The organism is Citrobacter sp. wls708 (genome assembly GCF_005281255.1).
Classification (GTDB): domain Bacteria; phylum Pseudomonadota; class Gammaproteobacteria; order Enterobacterales; family Enterobacteriaceae; genus Citrobacter; species Citrobacter werkmanii.
The window spans coordinates 14,222-31,746 of sequence record NZ_SZXE01000032.1; the positions used below are offsets into that span (position 1 = coordinate 14,222).

Annotated in this window: 18 protein-coding genes and 1 riboswitch; of the genes, 8 read left to right on the plus strand and 10 right to left on the minus strand. The window is 56.4% G+C overall.

Features of this window, described 5'->3' with window-relative positions:
* Positions 1-185: 185 nt before the first annotated feature.
* The 7 genes from thiH to FDW97_RS17945 form a co-directional block, all read right to left on the minus strand.
* On the minus strand, positions 186-1,319 hold the full coding sequence (thiH, locus tag FDW97_RS17915) for a 2-iminoacetate synthase ThiH (protein WP_137351407.1): 1,134 nt from the start codon (positions 1,317-1,319) through the stop codon (positions 186-188).
* On the minus strand, positions 1,316-2,086 hold the full coding sequence (gene thiG / locus FDW97_RS17920) for a thiazole synthase (protein ID WP_137351408.1): 771 nt from the start codon (positions 2,084-2,086) through the stop codon (positions 1,316-1,318). The genes thiH and thiG overlap by 4 nt, the downstream gene beginning before the upstream one ends.
* Position 2,087: 1 nt before the next feature.
* Positions 2,088-2,288: a sulfur carrier protein ThiS gene (gene thiS / locus FDW97_RS17925; protein ID WP_001166833.1), complete on the minus strand. Its 201-nt coding sequence runs from the start codon at positions 2,286-2,288 to the stop codon at positions 2,088-2,090.
* The gene (locus FDW97_RS17930) at positions 2,269-3,027 is read right to left on the minus strand and encodes a HesA/MoeB/ThiF family protein (RefSeq protein ID WP_137351409.1); all 759 of its coding nucleotides are present in this window, start codon (positions 3,025-3,027) and stop codon (positions 2,269-2,271) included. Before FDW97_RS17930 ends, thiS begins: the two co-directional genes overlap by 20 nt.
* Entirely contained in the window at positions 3,020-3,655 is a 636-nt protein-coding gene (gene thiE, locus FDW97_RS17935; protein ID WP_137351410.1) for a thiamine phosphate synthase, read from the minus strand. Before thiE ends, FDW97_RS17930 begins: the two co-directional genes overlap by 8 nt.
* A complete protein-coding gene (thiC, locus tag FDW97_RS17940; protein ID WP_038636137.1) occupies positions 3,655-5,553 on the minus strand; it encodes a phosphomethylpyrimidine synthase ThiC in 1,899 nt (632 codons plus the stop codon). Before thiC ends, thiE begins: the two co-directional genes overlap by 1 nt.
* 81 nt (positions 5,554-5,634) lie before the next feature.
* Positions 5,635-5,860, minus strand: a riboswitch (TPP riboswitch).
* Between the two features lie 51 nt (positions 5,861-5,911).
* Positions 5,912-6,391, minus strand: coding sequence for an Rsd/AlgQ family anti-sigma factor (locus FDW97_RS17945; RefSeq protein WP_032940921.1), 480 nt, complete (start codon positions 6,389-6,391; stop codon positions 5,912-5,914).
* Between the two features lie 99 nt (positions 6,392-6,490).
* Here FDW97_RS17945 and nudC point away from each other — a divergent pair, with 99 nt between their 5' ends.
* The 6 genes from nudC to FDW97_RS17975 all read left to right on the plus strand — a co-directional run bounded on the left by nudC (position 6,491) and on the right by FDW97_RS17975 (position 10,857).
* Complete coding sequence (gene nudC / locus FDW97_RS17950; RefSeq protein WP_038636141.1) at positions 6,491-7,264, plus strand: NAD(+) diphosphatase; 774 nt, start codon at positions 6,491-6,493, stop codon at positions 7,262-7,264.
* A 51-nt stretch (positions 7,265-7,315) separates the two neighbouring features.
* Entirely contained in the window at positions 7,316-8,380 is a 1,065-nt protein-coding gene (gene hemE / locus FDW97_RS17955; protein ID WP_042314226.1) for a uroporphyrinogen decarboxylase, read from the plus strand.
* Between the two features lie 9 nt (positions 8,381-8,389).
* Complete coding sequence (nfi, locus tag FDW97_RS17960) at positions 8,390-9,070, plus strand: deoxyribonuclease V (protein WP_038636148.1); 681 nt, start codon at positions 8,390-8,392, stop codon at positions 9,068-9,070.
* A 33-nt stretch (positions 9,071-9,103) separates the two neighbouring features.
* Positions 9,104-9,694: a YjaG family protein gene (locus FDW97_RS17965; RefSeq protein ID WP_042314221.1), complete on the plus strand. Its 591-nt coding sequence runs from the start codon at positions 9,104-9,106 to the stop codon at positions 9,692-9,694.
* Between the two features lie 186 nt (positions 9,695-9,880).
* The gene (gene hupA, locus FDW97_RS17970) at positions 9,881-10,153 is read left to right on the plus strand and encodes a nucleoid-associated protein HU-alpha (protein ID WP_001044509.1); all 273 of its coding nucleotides are present in this window, start codon (positions 9,881-9,883) and stop codon (positions 10,151-10,153) included.
* 11 nt (positions 10,154-10,164) lie between these two features.
* Positions 10,165-10,857, plus strand: a complete 693-nt coding sequence (locus FDW97_RS17975) for a DUF1481 domain-containing protein (protein ID WP_137351413.1) — start codon at positions 10,165-10,167, stop codon at positions 10,855-10,857.
* Between the two features lie 74 nt (positions 10,858-10,931).
* Here the strand turns inward: FDW97_RS17975 and zraP are convergent, their stop codons facing one another.
* Positions 10,932-11,375: a zinc resistance sensor/chaperone ZraP gene (gene zraP, locus FDW97_RS17980; protein ID WP_085049790.1), complete on the minus strand. Its 444-nt coding sequence runs from the start codon at positions 11,373-11,375 to the stop codon at positions 10,932-10,934.
* 253 nt (positions 11,376-11,628) lie between these two features.
* Here zraP and zraS point away from each other — a divergent pair, with 253 nt between their 5' ends.
* The gene (gene zraS / locus FDW97_RS17985; protein ID WP_137351411.1) at positions 11,629-13,014 is read left to right on the plus strand and encodes a two-component system sensor histidine kinase ZraS; all 1,386 of its coding nucleotides are present in this window, start codon (positions 11,629-11,631) and stop codon (positions 13,012-13,014) included.
* 5 nt (positions 13,015-13,019) lie between these two features.
* Entirely contained in the window at positions 13,020-14,345 is a 1,326-nt protein-coding gene (gene zraR, locus FDW97_RS17990; protein WP_087856990.1) for a sigma-54-dependent response regulator transcription factor ZraR, read from the plus strand.
* Here zraR and purD read toward each other — a convergent pair.
* Both purD and purH read right to left on the minus strand, forming a co-directional pair.
* The gene (gene purD, locus FDW97_RS17995) at positions 14,342-15,631 is read right to left on the minus strand and encodes a phosphoribosylamine--glycine ligase (protein ID WP_137351412.1); all 1,290 of its coding nucleotides are present in this window, start codon (positions 15,629-15,631) and stop codon (positions 14,342-14,344) included. The two genes, zraR and purD, sit on opposite strands and share 4 nt — an antisense overlap.
* 15 nt (positions 15,632-15,646) lie before the next feature.
* Positions 15,647-17,236 carry a bifunctional phosphoribosylaminoimidazolecarboxamide formyltransferase/IMP cyclohydrolase gene (gene purH / locus FDW97_RS18000; RefSeq protein WP_085049786.1) on the minus strand — a complete coding sequence of 530 codons (1,590 nt, stop codon included), beginning with the start codon at positions 17,234-17,236 and terminating at the stop codon, positions 15,647-15,649.
* Positions 17,237-17,525: the final 289 nt, after the last annotated feature.

The window sequence follows — 17,525 nt, forward strand, 5'->3', positions numbered from 1 at the left end:
AAATAGAGGAAAGTTTTAGTTAGTATCAAAATCCAATATTATCTGTAGTAAACCTGTACATTTTAAAGTAGTACCATCAGCAGTACTAAATCGTTAAGTTTATTAATGTTAAATCTGAAGTTTGTAGTAACTTAAAGCCCTGACTGCACTAGTCGGGGCTTTTGTTTAATGCGATCGCTCCGGGCTTACGGCATCTGCGTAGCGCGCCCCAGATAGCTGTCCCAGTCTTTCCACACGGGCTGTAATCCCCGCGCCATGAGTGCTTCAGCAACGGCTTCAGGGCGACGGTCGTCGTGCGGGGAAAACTGCTCCAGCTCTGGATGGTTATCGGCATAACCGCCAGGCTGGGTTTTTGAGAAGGCGCTGACATTATTGATCGCCAGTGGGATCACATGGTCACGAAACCAGGGTGATTCGCGGGTGGAGAGCGACAGCTCAATTTCTGGCGTCAGTAAACGAAACGCGCAAATGCTCTGGAGCAACTGTCGCTCGTCCATGATCGATGCGGGTTCAACGCCCCCGGTGCATGGGCGCAGACGAGGAAAGGAGATGGAGTAGCGGCTCTGCCAGTAATGCTGCTGCATCCACAGCAGATGTTCGGCGACCATATAACAATCCACCCGCCAGCTGTCAGACAAACCAATCAACGCGCCAAGACCGATTTTATCGATTCCAGCGCGGCCCAGCCTGTCCGGTGTTTCCAGCCGCCAGAAGAAATCCTGCTTTTTCCCCTTTAAATGATGATGGGCATAAGTCGCTTCATGATAGCTCTCCTGATACACCATCACCCCGTCCAGCCCCAGCATCTTCAGCTCGGCATATTCCTCGGTTGCCAGCGGCTGCACTTCCATCTGTAACGAGGCGAACTGACGGCGAATGTCAGGTAAATGGCGGCGAAAGTAGTCCATGCCCACTTTGCTCTGGTGTTCACCGGTGACCAGCAGCAGGTGTTCAAAACCTAACTCGCGGATGGCGGCGCACTCGCGGGCGATTTCTGCCTCGTCCAGCGTCTTACGTTTGATGCGGTTGCTCATAGAAAAACCGCAGTAGGTACAGTCATTAGCGCAGAGGTTTGAGAGATAAAGCGGCACGTAAAAACTGACGGTGTTGCCGAAGCGCTGGCGAGTCAGCCTTTGCGCCCGTTGCGCCAGCGGTTCAAGGTAATCGGCGGCGGCGGGGGAGAGCAGTGCCATCAGGTCGTCACGACTTAGCTGTGGAGCGTTAAGCGCACGTTCCACGTCAGCGGCGGTTTTACCGTTGATGCGCAGGCGAATGTCGTCCCACTCCAGTTGCCGCCAGCGGTCGGTGAAGGTTTTCATGCTAACGCCTCCAGAAAGCCGGTGAGCGGGCTGGTGGCGCTGGCCTGCGAACTTTTGCTTCCTGGCACAGCCTGCCGCGCCAGTAATCCGGCTTCCACCGCCAGACGAAAGGCGGTTGCCATCATCACCGGATCGTCCGCCACGGCAATCGCCGTGTTGACCAGCACCGCATCAGCGCCCATTTCCAGCGCCAGCGTCGCGTGGCTGGGCACGCCGATCCCGGCGTCGACCACCACCGGCACGGTGGCCTGCTGGATAATGATCTCCAGCATGGCTTTGGTTTCCAGCCCCTGGTTAGAGCCGATAGGCGCGCCGAGCGGCATCACCGCCGCGCAGCCGACCTCTTCCAGCCGCTTGCACAAAACCGGATCCGCGCCGCAGTAGGGCAGCACGACAAAACCCTGATTCACCAGCGCCTCGGCGGCTTTTAGCGTTTCGATTGGATCCGGCAGCAGCCAACGGGCGTCCGGGTGGATTTCTAATTTCAGCCAGTGGGTGCCCAGCGCTTCACGCGCCAGTTGGGCGGCGAAGATCGCCTCTTCGGCGGTTTTCGCCCCGGAGGTATTGGGTAGCAGCGTGACGCCCGATTCAATTAGCGGCGCCAGAATCGCATCGTTGTGCTGGCGCAGGTCCACGCGCTTCATCGCCAGCGTCACCAACTGGCTGCCGGAAGCGTGAATCGCCTCGATCATCAGTTGCGAAGAGGCAAACTTCCCGGTACCGGTGAACAGATGTGAATCAAACGTTTTGTCGGCAATACGTAACATCTCAACCCCCTGCAATAACCTGAAAAAGCAGGATCTGGTCGCCTTCCTGCACGATTTGCTGTTCCCACTGCTCGCGCGGCAGGATCTGCTGATTGAGCGCCAACGCTGCGCCCGGTTTGAGCTGGTTGAGCTGGATAAGCAGCCCGCTGACGGTTTGCCCTGCGGCGCACTGCATCGGCTCATCATTGAATTGAATTTGCATGCTGCCCTCCGCATACCGGACAGCCGTTGGCGCGACGCAGCGCGAGGCTGCGCCACTGGCTGGTTTTGCCGTCAAACAGACGTAGTTCCCCGCTCGGCGTCTCAATACCGCTAAGTAATTTAATCGCCTCCAGCGCCTGCAAGGTACCCATCACGCCCACCACCGGGCCGAGCACGCCAGCGGTGCGGCAGTTGCGTTCCGGCTCTACATCATCCGGCCACAGGCAGCGGTAACACCCTTGTTCCCACGGCGGCGTGAGCACCATCAACTGACCGCCAAAGCCGACAGCGCTGGCGGTGATGAGTGGGATATTGAGCGCTACGCAGGCGGCGTTGATTTCCTGGCGCGTGGCCATGTTATCGGTACAGTCGAGCACTACATCGGCCCGCGCGACCGTATGCCGGAGCGCATCGCCTTTAAGTCGCTGCTGGAGTGATACCAGTTCGATATCCGGGTTGAGCCGTGTCAGGCGCTGCCGGGCAACCTGAGATTTTGAACGTGCGATATCATCGGTGGTAAATAGAATCTGGCGCTGCAAATTGCTCAGATGAATGTCGTCATCGTCTACCAGCGTCAGTTTGCCGATGCCTGCTCCCGCCAGATACAGCGCGGCAGGTGAACCTAACCCGCCTAAACCCACGATCAGCACATGACTCGCGAGCAGCTTTTGCTGGCCTTCAATGGCGATATCGCCGAGCAGGATTTGTCGGCTGTAGCGCATAAAATCGCGGTCATTCATCGCCAACCCCCGCAATATCCAGTAACTGCGCGGTAGCGGCGCGCCAGTCGGCGGCCTGAGTAATAGCGCTGACCACGGCAATACTGCCGACGCCAGTCGCCAGCACCGACGGGGCGCGTTCAAGGCTGATGCCGCCAATTGCCACGGTCGGGTAATCTGCCAGGCGCGCAATATGGCTTGCCAGCTGCGCCAGTCCCTGCGGGGCGGAAGGCATCTGCTTGGTTTGTGTCGGGAAGACGTGGCCGAGCGCGATATAAGAAGGCTTAGCGGCGAGTGCGACGTTAATCTCCATATCATCGTGAGTGGATACACCCAGGCGTAAGCCCGCCGCCTGAATGGCCTGCAGGTCGGTGGTTTCGAGGTCTTCCTGGCCCAGATGCACGCCGTAGGCGTTGTGCTTAATCGCCAGCCGCCAGTAGTCGTTAATAAACAGGCGGGCATCATAACGACGCCCCAGTGCGATGGCGGCGATAACGTCGGCTTCCACCTCTTCATCGCGTTTCTCTTTGATACGCAACTGGATGGTGCGCACGCCCGCCTCCAGCAGACGTTCAATCCATTCAACGCTGTCTACCACCGGGTAAAGCCCGAGGCGGAACGGGACGGTTAGGAAATCAGGCTGATACATCAGGCTTCCTCCCGTTTGAGATAAATTTCGCCGCCTTTGGCGCGGAAGTTTTCCGACATATCCGCCATCCCCACTTCAATGGTTTGCGCGGCGGCGTAATCACGCACTTCCTGGCTGATTTTCATCGAGCAGAATTTCGGCCCGCACATGGAACAGAAGTGGGCTACCTTGCCGGATTCTTGTGGCAGGGTTTCATCGTGATAAGCGCGGGCGGTGAACGGGTCGAGCGCGAGGTTAAACTGATCTTCCCAGCGGAATTCAAAGCGCGCTTTCGACATGGCGTTATCGCGGATCTGCGCGCCCGGATGTCCTTTGGCTAAATCCGCGGCGTGGGCGGCGATTTTGTAGGTGATCAGCCCCTGCTTCACATCTTCTTTGTTCGGCAGGCCGAGGTGCTCTTTCGGCGTCACGTAACACAGCATCGCACAGCCGAACCAGCCGATCATTGCGGCGCCTATGCCGGAGGTGAAGTGGTCATAGCCCGGCGCGATATCGGTCGTCAACGGCCCTAAGGTGTAGAACGGCGCTTCGTGGCAGCTCTCCAGCTCTTCGGTCATGTTGCGCTGAATCATATGCATCGGCACGTGGCCCGGGCCTTCAATCATCACCTGCACATCGTATTCCCAGGCGATTTTGGTCAGCTCACCCAGCGTATGCAGCTCGGAGAACTGCGCTTCGTCGTTGGCGTCCTGGATGGAGCCGGGACGCAGGCCGTCGCCCAGCGACAGGGAAACGTCGTAGGCGGCGCAGATTTCGCAAATCTCGCGGAAATGTTCGAACAGGAAGTTCTCTTTGTGATGGGAGAGACACCATTTCGCCATGATTGAACCGCCGCGCGAGACAATACCGGTCAGGCGTTTGGCGGTCATTGGCACGTAGCGCAGCAATACGCCCGCATGGATGGTGAAGTAGTCGACGCCTTGTTCGGCCTGCTCCAGCAGCGTGTCGCGGAACGCTTCCCAGGTGAGATCTTCGGCGATCCCGTTGACCTTCTCCAGCGCCTGATAGATCGGCACGGTGCCGATCGGTACCGGGCTGTTACGCAGGATCCACTCGCGGGTTTCATGAATATAGCGGCCGGTGGAGAGGTCCATTACCGTGTCCGCGCCCCAGCGGGTCGACCAGACCAGTTTTTCCACCTCTTCTTCGATGGAGGAGGTGACCGCCGAGTTACCGATGTTGGCATTCACTTTGACCAGGAAGTTGCGGCCAATGATCATCGGCTCCGATTCCGGGTGGTTGATGTTGGCGGGGATAATCGCACGGCCGGCAGCCACTTCATCACGCACGAATTCCGGGGTGATGTTTTCCGGCAGGCGTGCGCCGAAGCTCATCCCCGGATGCTGGTGGCGCAGCACTTCACTGCGAATGCGCTCGCGGCCCATATTTTCACGGATGGCGATAAACTCCATTTCGGGAGTGACGATCCCCTGGCGGGCGTAATGCAACTGGGTGACGCGCTTGCCTGCTTTGGCGCGTTTCGGCGTCAGCAGGCCGGTAAAACGCAGATCGTCCAGACCATCGTCGGCCAGACGTTCTTTGGTGTAAGCCGAGCTACGGTCGTCTAATTCTTCGCTATCGTTGCGTGCGTCAATCCACGGCTGGCGCAGTTTCGCCAGACCCTGCTGGACGTTAATCGCCACCTCAGGATCGCCATACGGGCCGGAGGTGTCGTACACCGGTACGGCTTCGTTCGCCTCAAACTGCGGGTTATCTTTACTGCCGCCAATCAGCGTTGGGCTGAGCTGAATTTCGCGCATCGGGATGCGGATATCCGGCTGCGAACCGGTGATATAGATGCGTCTGGACTCAGGAAAGGCGGTACCTTCCAGGGTATCGATAAAGTGTTGGGCCTGGGCGCGCTGTTCGCGGCGTGATGGTTTAGTAGTGGCAGACATAGCTCATTCCAAAAAAGTAAGGACGTGGCTTGTCAGACGACGGATGAAGCAAGAGAGACGATCGCCCAGGGGCGATACGGCTGTAGATTGACTCTTGTTCCCTTCGCAGGTTTTAACCTGATCAGGTTCCGCGGATCCCGAATTAACGGTCTCAGCCTTTTCCACGTCATCCTTCGCGCTGCCTCTTTGTTGGCTTCGTCCGCTCACTCCAGTCACTTACTTAGGTAAGCTCCTGGAGATTCACTGACTTGCCGCCTTGACGCATCACGAATGCTTTTGTGGAAAATAAGCACTCCGACAAGAAGTAACCTCTATCTTAGAGGTAATGAATGTAAACTACGCGTTAATGCGGAAAATCTCAAGCCGGGCGTTTGAATTCGCTAAGCGTTTTAAAGGCCAGCATGATGAGCTGATCTTCCAGCCGGAAACGAGCCTCCAGCGCTTCGCCAATATCGGAAAGCGCCTGCTGGAGCTGGTGAACGTTATCCTCATCGATGGCGTTTTCCAGCGTTGAGTCATAGTAATCCATTATCAGTTGGGTATTGGCATCCAGCTGCGGCCAGATTTTGCTGGCGTTTAAAAGCGGACTCTCACCTTCCATTTTATGGATAATGCGTTCATAAATACTGAAGTGACCGGCAGACAGATAGTCGACCAGACGCTGGCAAAAATTATCGAGCGCTTTCTCATTGAGGCGCATAAACGACTCTTTGCCCGGTTTCAGGCCAACCAGATCGTAGTAAGCCACGAGCAGGTGCTTACGAATATTCAGCCAACGGTCGACCAGTTTATGATGCCCATGGACACGCTCTTTCAGGTGTTCTAACTGGTTTAACATACGTTGACCCTCGTATCGATAAGTTTAAAATCTGCTCATGTCAATCTTGTAAAAATAATGTTAATAACATGCCTGTGAAGCAAAGGTAGCGCAAGAGATATGGATCGAATAATTGAAAAATGGGATCGCGGCTGGTGGATTGTGAGCCACGAACAAAAATTATGGTTGCCTGCTGGGGAATTACCCTATGGCGAGGCGATAAATTTCGATCTTGCGGGCCAGCGCGCACTTCAGATAGGTGAGTGGGAAGGCGATCCGGTCTGGTTGGTGCAGCAGCCGCGTCGCCACGACATGGGTTCGGTGCGCCAGGTTATCGACCAGGATGTAGGCCTGTTTCAGTTGGCGGGGCGCGGCGTACAGCTGGCCGAGTTCTACCGCTCGCATAAATTCTGCGGCTACTGCGGGCACACGATGCACCCGAGCAAAACCGAATGGGCGATGCTGTGTAGCCATTGCCGCGAACGCTATTATCCGCAAATCGCTCCCTGCATTATCGTCGCCATTCGCCGCGATGATTCGATCCTCCTTGCCCAGCATGTTCGCCATCGTAACGGTGTGCATACCGTGCTGGCCGGTTTTGTCGAAGTAGGCGAAACCCTGGAGCAGGCCGTGGCGCGCGAAGTCATGGAGGAAAGCGGAATCAAGGTGAAAAATCTGCGCTACGTGACCTCGCAGCCGTGGCCGTTCCCGCAATCGCTGATGACGGCGTTTATGGCAGAGTACGACAGCGGCGACATCGTCATCGACCCGAAAGAGCTACTCAATGCCAACTGGTATCGCTACGACGATTTACCACTCTTACCCCCGCCTGGCACCGTCGCGCGTCGTTTGATCGAAGATACGGTGGCAATGTGTCGGGCCGAGTACGAGTAAAGAACGAGTGGTGATACACTGTGGGACTGACGCAATAAGGAACTGCAAAAAATGACCGAACTGAAGAACGATCGTTATCTGCGTGCGCTGCTGCGCCAGCCCGTTGATGTCACCCCGGTATGGATGATGCGCCAGGCGGGCCGCTATCTACCTGAATATAAAGCCACGCGCGCCGAGGCGGGCGATTTTATGGCGCTGTGCAAAAACGCCGAGCTGGCCTGCGAAGTGACGCTGCAGCCGCTGCGTCGCTACAAGCTCGATGCGGCGATCCTCTTCTCGGATATTTTGACTATTCCGGATGCAATGGGGCTTGGGCTGTACTTTGAGGCCGGGGAAGGCCCGCGCTTCACCTCACCGATTACCAGCAAGGCCGACGTGGAAAAACTGCCGATTCCGGACCCGGAAGGCGAGCTGGGCTACGTGATGAACGCGGTGCGCACCATCCGCCGCGAGCTGAAGGGCGAGGTGCCGCTGATAGGTTTCTCCGGCAGCCCGTGGACGCTGGCGACCTACATGGTGGAAGGCGGCAGCAGTAAAGCCTTCACCGTGATTAAAAAGATGATGTATGCCGACCCTAAAGCGCTGCATCTGCTGCTCGATAAGCTGGCGCAGAGCGTCACGCTGTACCTGAACGCGCAGATTAAAGCGGGCGCGCAATCGGTAATGATTTTTGACACCTGGGGTGGCGTGCTGACCGGGCGCGACTATCAGCAGTTCTCGTTGTACTACATGCATAAAATCGTTGATGGTCTGCTGCGTGAAAACGAAGGCCGTCGCGTACCGGTGACGCTGTTTACCAAAGGCGGCGGTCAGTGGCTGGAAGCGATGGCGGAAACCGGCTGTGATGCGTTAGGTCTCGACTGGACGACAGATATCGCCGATGCGCGTCGTCGCGTTGGCCATAAAGTGGCGCTGCAGGGCAATATGGATCCATCCATGCTGTATGCGCCGCCGGCACGGATCGAAGACGAGGTAGCGACTATACTTGCAGGTTTCGGCCAGGGTGAAGGCCACGTCTTCAACCTCGGTCACGGCATCCATCAGGATGTACCGCCGGAACATGCAGGGGTGTTTGTGGAGGCGGTGCATCGGCTGTCCGAACAATACCACCGCTAAGGAGTCATTATGGATCTCGCGTCGCTACGCGCTCAGCAGCTTGAACTGGCCTCTTCAGTGATCCGCGAGGATCGCCTCGACAAGGATCCGCCGGATCTGATCGGGGGAGCGGATGTCGGGTTTGAGCAGGGTGGCGAAGTGACGCGGGCCGCGATGGTTCTGCTGAAGTATCCCTCTCTGGAACTCGTTGAATACACGGTGGCGCGGGTCGCCACCACCATGCCGTATATTCCCGGCTTTCTCTCCTTTCGTGAAACCCCCGCGCTGATGGCCGCCTGGCAACAGCTGTCGCAAAAACCGGATCTGCTGTTCGTCGACGGGCATGGTATTTCCCACCCACGTCGCTTGGGGGTCGCCAGCCATTTTGGTCTGCTGGTAGATGTCCCGACCATTGGCGTGGCGAAAAAACGTCTGTGCGGCAAGTTTGAGCCGCTCTCTGCCGAACCCGGTGCGCTCGCGCCGCTGCTGGATAAAGGCGAACAGCTGGCATGGGTCTGGCGCAGCAAAGCGCGCTGTAATCCGTTGTTTATCTCTACGGGTCACCGCGTGGGTATGGACAACGCGCTGGCGTGGGTGCAGCGCTGTATGAACGGTTATCGTTTGCCGGAACCGACCCGCTGGGCGGATGCGGTGGCATCAGAACGTCCGTCTTTTACGCGGCTTGCAGCAAAAACGCCCCATATCGGGTAAACTGCGGCTAATTTCCGTATTTGAGAACTCATCATGTTACAAAACCCGATTCACCTGCGTCTGGAGAAGCTGGAAAGCTGGCAGCACGTCACGTTTATGGCCTGCCTCTGTGAGCGCATGTACCCAAACTACGCCATGTTCTGCAAGCAAACTGAATTTGGCGATGGGCAGATTTACCGCCGAATTTTAGATTTAATTTGGGAAACGCTGACGGTAAAAGACGCGAAAATCAATTTCGACAGCCAGCTGGAAAAGTTTGAAGAGGCCATTCCTTCTGCGGATGATTACGATTTGTACGGCGTTTACCCGGCGATTGATGCCTGCGTGGCATTAAGCGAACTGATGCATTCTCGTCTTAGCGGTGAAACGCTGGAGCATGCGATTGAGGTCAGCAAGGCATCGATTACGACGGTTGCGATGCTGGAAATGACCCAGGCTGGTCGCGAAATGACCGATGAAGAGCTGAAAGAGAACCCTGCCGTTGAGCAAGAATGGGATATTCAGTGGGAAATTTTCCGACTTTTAGCCGACTGTGAAGAACGCGATATTGAGCTGATAAAAGGGCTTCGTGCAGACCTGCGCGAGGCTGGTGAGAGCAATATTGGTATAAATTTTCAGCAATGACACCATAAAACGTGATTTAACGCCTGATTTGTCGTGCCTGAAGGCTTCCCATCCGCCCCCGGTCTGGTCTACATTTGGGGGGCGAAAAAAAGTGGCTATCGGTGCGTGTATGCAGGAGAGTGCTTTTCTGGCATTTCCGTCGCACTCGATGCTTAGCAAGCGATAAACACATTGTAAGGATAACTTATGAACAAGACTCAACTGATTGATGTAATTGCAGACAAAGCAGAACTGTCTAAAACACAGGCTAAAGCTGCTCTGGAATCCACTCTGGCTGCTATTACTGAGTCTCTGAAAGAAGGCGATGCTGTACAACTGGTTGGTTTCGGTACCTTCAAAGTGAACCACCGTGCTGAGCGCACTGGCCGCAACCCGCAGACCGGTAAAGAAATCAAAATCGCCGCAGCTAACGTACCGGCATTTGTTTCTGGTAAAGCACTGAAAGACGCGGTTAAGTAATTCGCGTGGCAGTGAACAGTTTTATCGAAGGGGCGGTTTCGCCCCTTTTGTCCATCTGGCGTCATTCGCTTTGGCTTTCAGGTGTTCTGTTACTGTCAGCCTGTGGTAGCCATTCTGAGCTTCCTCCCTTCACGGCCAGCGGCTATGTTGGCGATCAGGGGGCGGTACGCATCTGGCGTAAAGATTCCAGCGGCGATGTTCACTTGCTCTCGGTATTTAGTCCGTGGCGTAAAGGCGATACCACCACCAGTGAATACCGCTGGCAGGGGGATTCGCTCTCTCTGATAGAACTCAACGTATACAGTAAACCGTCGGAACATGTTCGGATACGCTTCGATGACCGGGGCGAACTGAGTTTCATGCAGCGTGAAGTCGACGGGCAAAAACAACAGCTTTCCAGCGATCAAATCGCGCTTTACCGCTATCGCGCCGATCAAATCCGCCAGACCAGCGATGCGCTGCGTCAGGGACGGGTGATATTGCGTCAGGGACGCTGGCATGCGAATAACACGGTGACGACCTGTGAAGGTGAAACGCTAAAGCCCGATCTGGAATCGTGGGCGATAAACCATATTGAGCGCCGCCAGCGCCATTCATCCGTAGAGGTGAGCGTGGCATGGCTGGAAGCGCCCGAAGGATCACAACTACTGCTGGTCGCCAATGAAGATTTTTGTCACTGGCAGCCGAAAGAGAAAACATTTTAATGCCGGATGGTGACGCAAAAGCGTCTTATCCATCCGTAGTCCGATTAGCGTAGCGCGATCAGGCATTAAGTCCTTTACCAGTGTCCCATTCCCATATGACCGCCACCGCGATAGTTACCGCCACCGCCGCATCCGCCGTAGCCCATTCCGGCACCACGTGGCACGCCTGCCTGCGCCAGCGCGACATCACGCTTAACGCGCTGCTCATCCAGAGACTGATTCAGAGCCTCCATTTCTTTTGCCACGGCATTAATTTTTGCCGTGTCTGGCGAACTGGCTGTTAACAAGGCGTTGTACTCATAACGTTTGGAGACCAACTGTTGGCGTAACGCGCTGGTCTGGGAGTAGTAATCATCATAAATTTTCTGCGCGGTAGCCTGCTGCTCGGTGGTCATTGGTATGCCGCCCCGTTGCTGCATACCATCCCCATATCCCCAATGATGTTGCGCCAGCGCGGGGGTGGAGCCCAGAGCGATAAGAGAGAGTGCAATCAGCGCCAGTTTGTTGTTCCGTTTCATTGTTCGTTCTCCTGTTGGTTAGCTTATATCCCCTTTTGCATCTTCCGTGCCAAAGCGGCAATCCAGGCCTTGCGGACGTTGTTCTCGCCGTCTCGTAGGAAAGCGAGTAAAAATGACTCGCCAGAATTCGCCTGCGGGTCATTTTTACCCGCTACTTTGTGTCTGAGGGCAGGGTTCTCAGGGAGAAAAAATGGCATGATTTCTGCTGTATACCGGCAACGAAGAAAGGAAACGGTGGGTAAAGGGAGAACGTATGCGTCTTTATAAGGACACGGTGGCAAAGTGGTTGAGCAGACTCTTGCTGGCGGCAATCCTGATGTTGGTCGGCTGGTTTTCGATTATGACCATACGGGACTATGGTCGGGAAAGTGATGCCGCCCGACAAACGCTCCTGGAAAAAGGCAGTGTGTTGATTCGCGCCCTGGAGTCCGGCACCCGGGTGGGTATGGGGATGCGCATGCATCATGCCCAGCAGCAGACGCTGCTGGAGGAAATGGCCGTACAACCAGGTGTGTTATGGTTTGCCGTTGTCGATGAGCATGGCGTCATTATTACCCACAGCAATTCGGCGATGGTGGGTAAATCACTTTATTCGCCCGATGTCCTGCAGCAGCTACACCCCGGGGAACAAGAACGCTGGCGGAAAATTGAGATTCCAATGGGAGAGGAGGAAACAACGCCGGCTCTGGAAATTTATCGCCAGTTCCAGCCGATGTATGGGCCCGGACGCCATGGCATGGCGCGTTGCGCCAGCAATGACGGGCAGCTTATCACCCTAACGCAGACCATTTTTATCGCTTTCGATGCCAGCGACCTGGCCGCGACTCAGGCCAGAGAGTGGCGAAATACGCTGATTGTTTTGTCTGCGCTGGCGGCAGTGCTGCTGGCAACCGTGCTGACGTACTTCTGGTATCAGCGCTATCAGCGCTCGTATAAAGAACTACAGGATGCGATGAAGCGCAAGGAAAAACTGATGGCGCTCGGGCATCTGGCGGCAGGCGTTGCACATGAGATTCGTAACCCACTTTCATCCATCAAAGGTTTAGCAAAATATTTTGCCGAACGAACACCGGCAGGCGGTGAGTCTCACGAGCTGGCGCAGGTGATGGCGAAAGAGGCGGACCGTTTAAATCGGGTGGTGAGCGAACTGCTGGAACTGGTGAAACCTGCGCATCTGACACTACAACACGTGGATCTCAACCAGGTCATCACTCATTCACTCCACCTGGTGAGTCAGGATGCGGCAAGCCGGGACATCCAGCTACGATTTGCAGCCAATGCCACGCTGCCTGCCATTGAGGCCGATCCCGATCGGCTCACCCAGGTTCTGCTGAATCTTTATCTGAACGCCATTCATGCAATAGGCCGTCAGGGCACGATTACGGTTGAAGCGAGTGAAAGCAGCGCCGATCGCGTTAAAATCGTGGTGACCGATAGCGGGAAGGGGATTGCGCCGGAACAGCTGGAGGCCATTTTTACGCCTTACTACACGACCAAAGCTGATGGTACTGGTCTGGGACTGGCGGTAGTGCAGAACATTATCGAACAGCACGGCGGCACTATCCAGGTGGCAAGTATTGAGGGCAAAGGTACGGTCTTTACTCTCTGGCTCCCGACGAAAGCGAAACGACAGGATTAACAAGGATGACGCGCGGAAAAATCGATATTCTGGTAGTGGATGACGATATCAGCCACTGCACTATTTTACAGGCGCTGCTGCGTGGCTGGGGTTATGACGTCGCACTGGCTTATAGCGGGCGAGCGGCGCTGGAACAGGTGCGTGAACGCGTATTTGATCTGGTGCTGTGTGATGTTCGCATGGCGGAGATGGACGGTATCGCAACGCTAAAAGAGATTAAAGCCCTGAATCCAGCCATTCCGGTACTGATTATGACGGCTTTCTCCAGCGTGGAGACCGCCGTAGAGGCGCTGAAAACCGGGGCGCTGGACTACTTAATCAAACCGCTGGATTTTGACCGTTTGCAGGAAACACTGGAAAAGGCGCTGGCGCATACGCGGGATACGAGCGCTGAAGTGTTGTCAGCGTCGGCTGCGCAGTTTGGCATGATTGGCAGCAGTCCGGCGATGCAGCAGTTGCTCAATGAAATTGCGATGGTAGCGCCCTCGGACGCCACGGTGCTTATCCACGGAGATTCCGGGACAGGGAAAGAGCTGGTTGCCCGCGCGCTACACGCCAGCAGCGCGCGCAGTGATAAGCCGCTGGTGACGCTGAACTGCGCGGCGCTGAATGAGTCGCTGCTGGAGTCCGAACTTTTTGGCCACGAGAAAGGGGCGTTTACCGGGGCGGATAAACGGCGGGAAGGGCGCTTTGTGGAAGCGGACGGCGGCACGTTATTTCTTGATGAAATTGGCGATATCTCACCGCTGATGCAGGTGCGTCTGCTGCGGGCTATCCAGGAGCGAGAGGTACAACGGGTTGGCAGTAACCAGACAATTGATGTTGATGTCCGGCTGATCGCCGCCACGCACCGTAATCTGGCCGAGGAGGTCAGTGCCGGACGTTTTCGCCAGGATCTCTACTACCGTCTGAACGTGGTCACCATAGAAATGCCCGCATTATGTCAACGTCGGGAAGATATCCCGCTGCTGGCCGAACATTTTCTCCAGCGTTTTGCCGCGCGTAACCGCAAAGCGGTGAAAGGCTTTACGCCGCAGGCGATGGATCTGCTTATCCATTACGACTGGCCGGGGAATATCCGCGAGCTGGAGAACGCGGTGGAGCGGGCGGTGGTGCTGCTGACGGGCGAGTATATTACCGAGCGCGAGCTGCCGCTGGCTATTGCCGCGACGCCAATAAAAACGGAATACAGTGGCGAGATCCAGCCGCTGGTGGAAGTGGAGAAAGAGGTCATTCTGGCGGCGCTGGAAAAAACGGGCGGCAACAAAACGGAAGCCGCCCGTCAGTTAGGCATTACGCGTAAAACGCTGCTGGCGAAAATTTCGCGTTAGCGCTGTTCGCGTTCGATGGCGCGCCAGCCGATGTCGTTACGGCTGAAGCTACCGTTCCAGCGGATGTCGGCCATCAGGGCGTAAGCGCGTTTCTGCGCTTCGGCGACGGTGTGGCCCAGCGCGGTGGCGCACAGTACACGGCCGCCGCTGGTCAACACGCGGTCGTCATCGGCGAGTTTGGTGCCCGCGTGGAAAACCTTACCGTCAGCCACGTCTTCCAGCGGCAGACCGTGGATCTCGTCGCCGGTGCTGTAGCTACCCGGATAACCGCCCGCGGCGATCACCACGCCTAATGAAGCGCGTTCGTCCCACTCGGAGGTTTTCTCATCCAGCTTGCCGTCGCAGGCGGCCAGGCACAGATCCACCAGATCCGACTTCATGCGCAGCATGATCGGCTGGGTTTCCGGATCGCCAAAGCGACAGTTGAACTCGATTACCTTCGGGTTGCCCTGCTTGTCGATCATCAGGCCCGCATACAGGAAGCCGGTGTAGGTATTCCCTTCCGCCGCCATGCCTTTCACGGTTGGCCAGATGATGCGTTCCATGGTGCGCTGGTGCACTTCATCAGTGACTACCGGCGCCGGGGAGTAAGCCCCCATCCCGCCGGTGTTCGGGCCGGTATCTCCGTTACCCACGCGTTTGTGGTCCTGGCTGGTGGCCATCGGCAGCACGTGTTCGCCGTCGACCATCACGATAAAGCTCGCTTCTTCACCGTCGAGGAACTCTTCAATCACGATGCGGTGGCCTGCATCGCCAAAGGCGTTACCCGCCAGCATGTCCTGCACGGCGGCTTCCGCTTCTTCGAGCGTCATCGCGACGATAACGCCTTTACCGGCGGCCAGACCGTCGGCTTTGATGACGATCGGTGCGCCTTTCTCGCGCAGGTAAGCCAGCGCAGGCTCAACCTCGGTAAAGTTCTGGTACTCCGCCGTCGGGATGTGATGACGGGCGAGGAAATCTTTGGTGAAGGCTTTGGAGCCTTCCAACTGTGCGGCGCCTTCGGTTGGGCCGAAGATCTTCAGACCTGCGGCGCGAAACGCATCGACCACGCCAATCACCAGCGGTGCTTCCGGGCCAACGATGGTCAGGTCAATCTTCTCGTTCTGGGCAAAGCTCAGCAGCGCCGGGATATCGGTTACGCCGATAGCCACGTTTTGCAGCGCGGGTTCCAGCGCGGTGCCCGCGTTGCCCGGTGCGACAAAAACGGTATCAACCAGCGGCGACTGCGCCGCTTTCCACGCCAGCGCGTGCTCGCGCCCGCCGTTGCCAATCACTAATACTTTCATCGTCTGCTCCGTGGATTAATGGCGGAAGTGGCGCATGTCGGTAAAGATCATCGCGATACCGTGTTCATCGGCAGCGGCAATGACTTCATCATCACGGATAGAACCGCCAGGCTGGATAACGCAGCTCACGCCCACGGCGGCAGCGGCATCGATACCATCGCGGAACGGGAAGAAGGCGTCGGAGGCCATCGCGGAGCCTTTCACTTCCAGACCTTCGTCAGCCGCTTTAATCCCGGCGATTTTCGCAGAGTAGACACGGCTCATCTGGCCTGCGCCTATGCCGATGGTCATGTTCTCTTTGGCGTAGACAATAGCGTTGGACTTCACAAACTTGGCTACCTTCCAGCAGAACAGCGCGTCACGCAGCTCTTGCTCGGTCGGCTGGCGTTTAGACACCACGCGCAGTTCGCCTTCGCCTACCATACCCAGGTCGCGGTCCTGAACCAGCAGGCCACCGTTAACGCGTTTGAAGTCCAGACCCGGCACACGCTGTGCCCACTGGCCGCAGATCAGGACGCGAACGTTCTGTTTAGCGGCAGTGATCTTCAACGCTTCTTCGGTCGCGGACGGGGCGATGATCACTTCCACGAACTGGCGGGAGATAATCGCCTGCGCGGTTTCGGCATCCAGCTCGCGGTTGAAGGCGATGATGCCGCCGAACGCGGAGGTTGGGTCGGTTTTATACGCACGGTCATAAGCATCGAGAATTGAGGTGCTTACCGCCACGCCGCACGGGTTGGCGTGCTTGACGATCACGCAGGCCGGCTCGTTGAACTCTTTCACGCACTCCAGCGCTGCGTCGGTATCAGCGATGTTGTTATAAGAGAGGGCTTTGCCCTGCACCTGTTGTGCAGTGGCAACGGATGCTTCTTTCACATTCTCTTCTATATAGAAGGCAGCCTGCTGGTGGCTGTTCTCGCCGTAGCGCATATCCTGCTTCTTAATGAAGTTCAGGTTCAGCGTACGCGGGAAGCGACCGGCGGCTTCTTTGCTTTCACCGTGGTAGGCCGGAACCATGCTGCCGAAGTAGTTGGCAATCATGCTGTCGTAGGCGGCGGTGTGTTCGAAAGCTTTAATCGCGAGATCGAAACGGGTGTCGAGGGTCAGAGAACCTTCATTAGCATCCATCTCTTTAATAATGGCGTCGTAGTCACTGCTCTTCACCACGATGGCGACGTCTTTATGGTTCTTGGCAGCAGAGCGCACCATGGTCGGGCCGCCGATATCAATGTTCTCTACCGCATCTTCCAGCGAGCAGCCTTCACGGGCTACGGTTTCGGCGAAGGGGTACAGGTTAACGACCACCATATCGATAGGGGCGATGTGATGCTGTTCCATGATCGCATCGTCCTGGCCGCGACGGCCGAGGATGCCGCCGTGTACTTTTGGATGCAGGGTCTTCACGCGTCCATCCATCATTTCCGGGAAACCGGTGTAATCGGAAACTTCGGTCACTGCCAGGCCTTTTTCTGCTAACAGGCGGGCGGTACCCCCCGTAGACAGCAGCTCCACACCGCGTGCGGAAAGTGCCTGAGCGAATTCGATGATACCGGCTTTGTCAGAAACACTGAGCAGAGCGCGGCGGACTGGACGACGTTGTTGCATGGTAAATCCCCTGGATTTGACTATTACAGAGAGCGTTAGGTGAATTCTTGGCTAAAAACTCAGCTAACGCCCCTCACGGGGCATCCTTGTTGTGCGGTGGCATTGTAACGAAAACGTTTGCGCAACGCTCGCGAATTTTTCTCTTTCCTTTAATTCGACTATTTCAGCTGTATAGATGAGGGATGAATCGAAGTGATGATCGCAAGAGAACCTTATTTTTGTGGATAACTCTGTGTGTAAATTGGTATAAGGCGGGGTTCTGCTGTGGAATGCAGCAGTCAGTCATTTT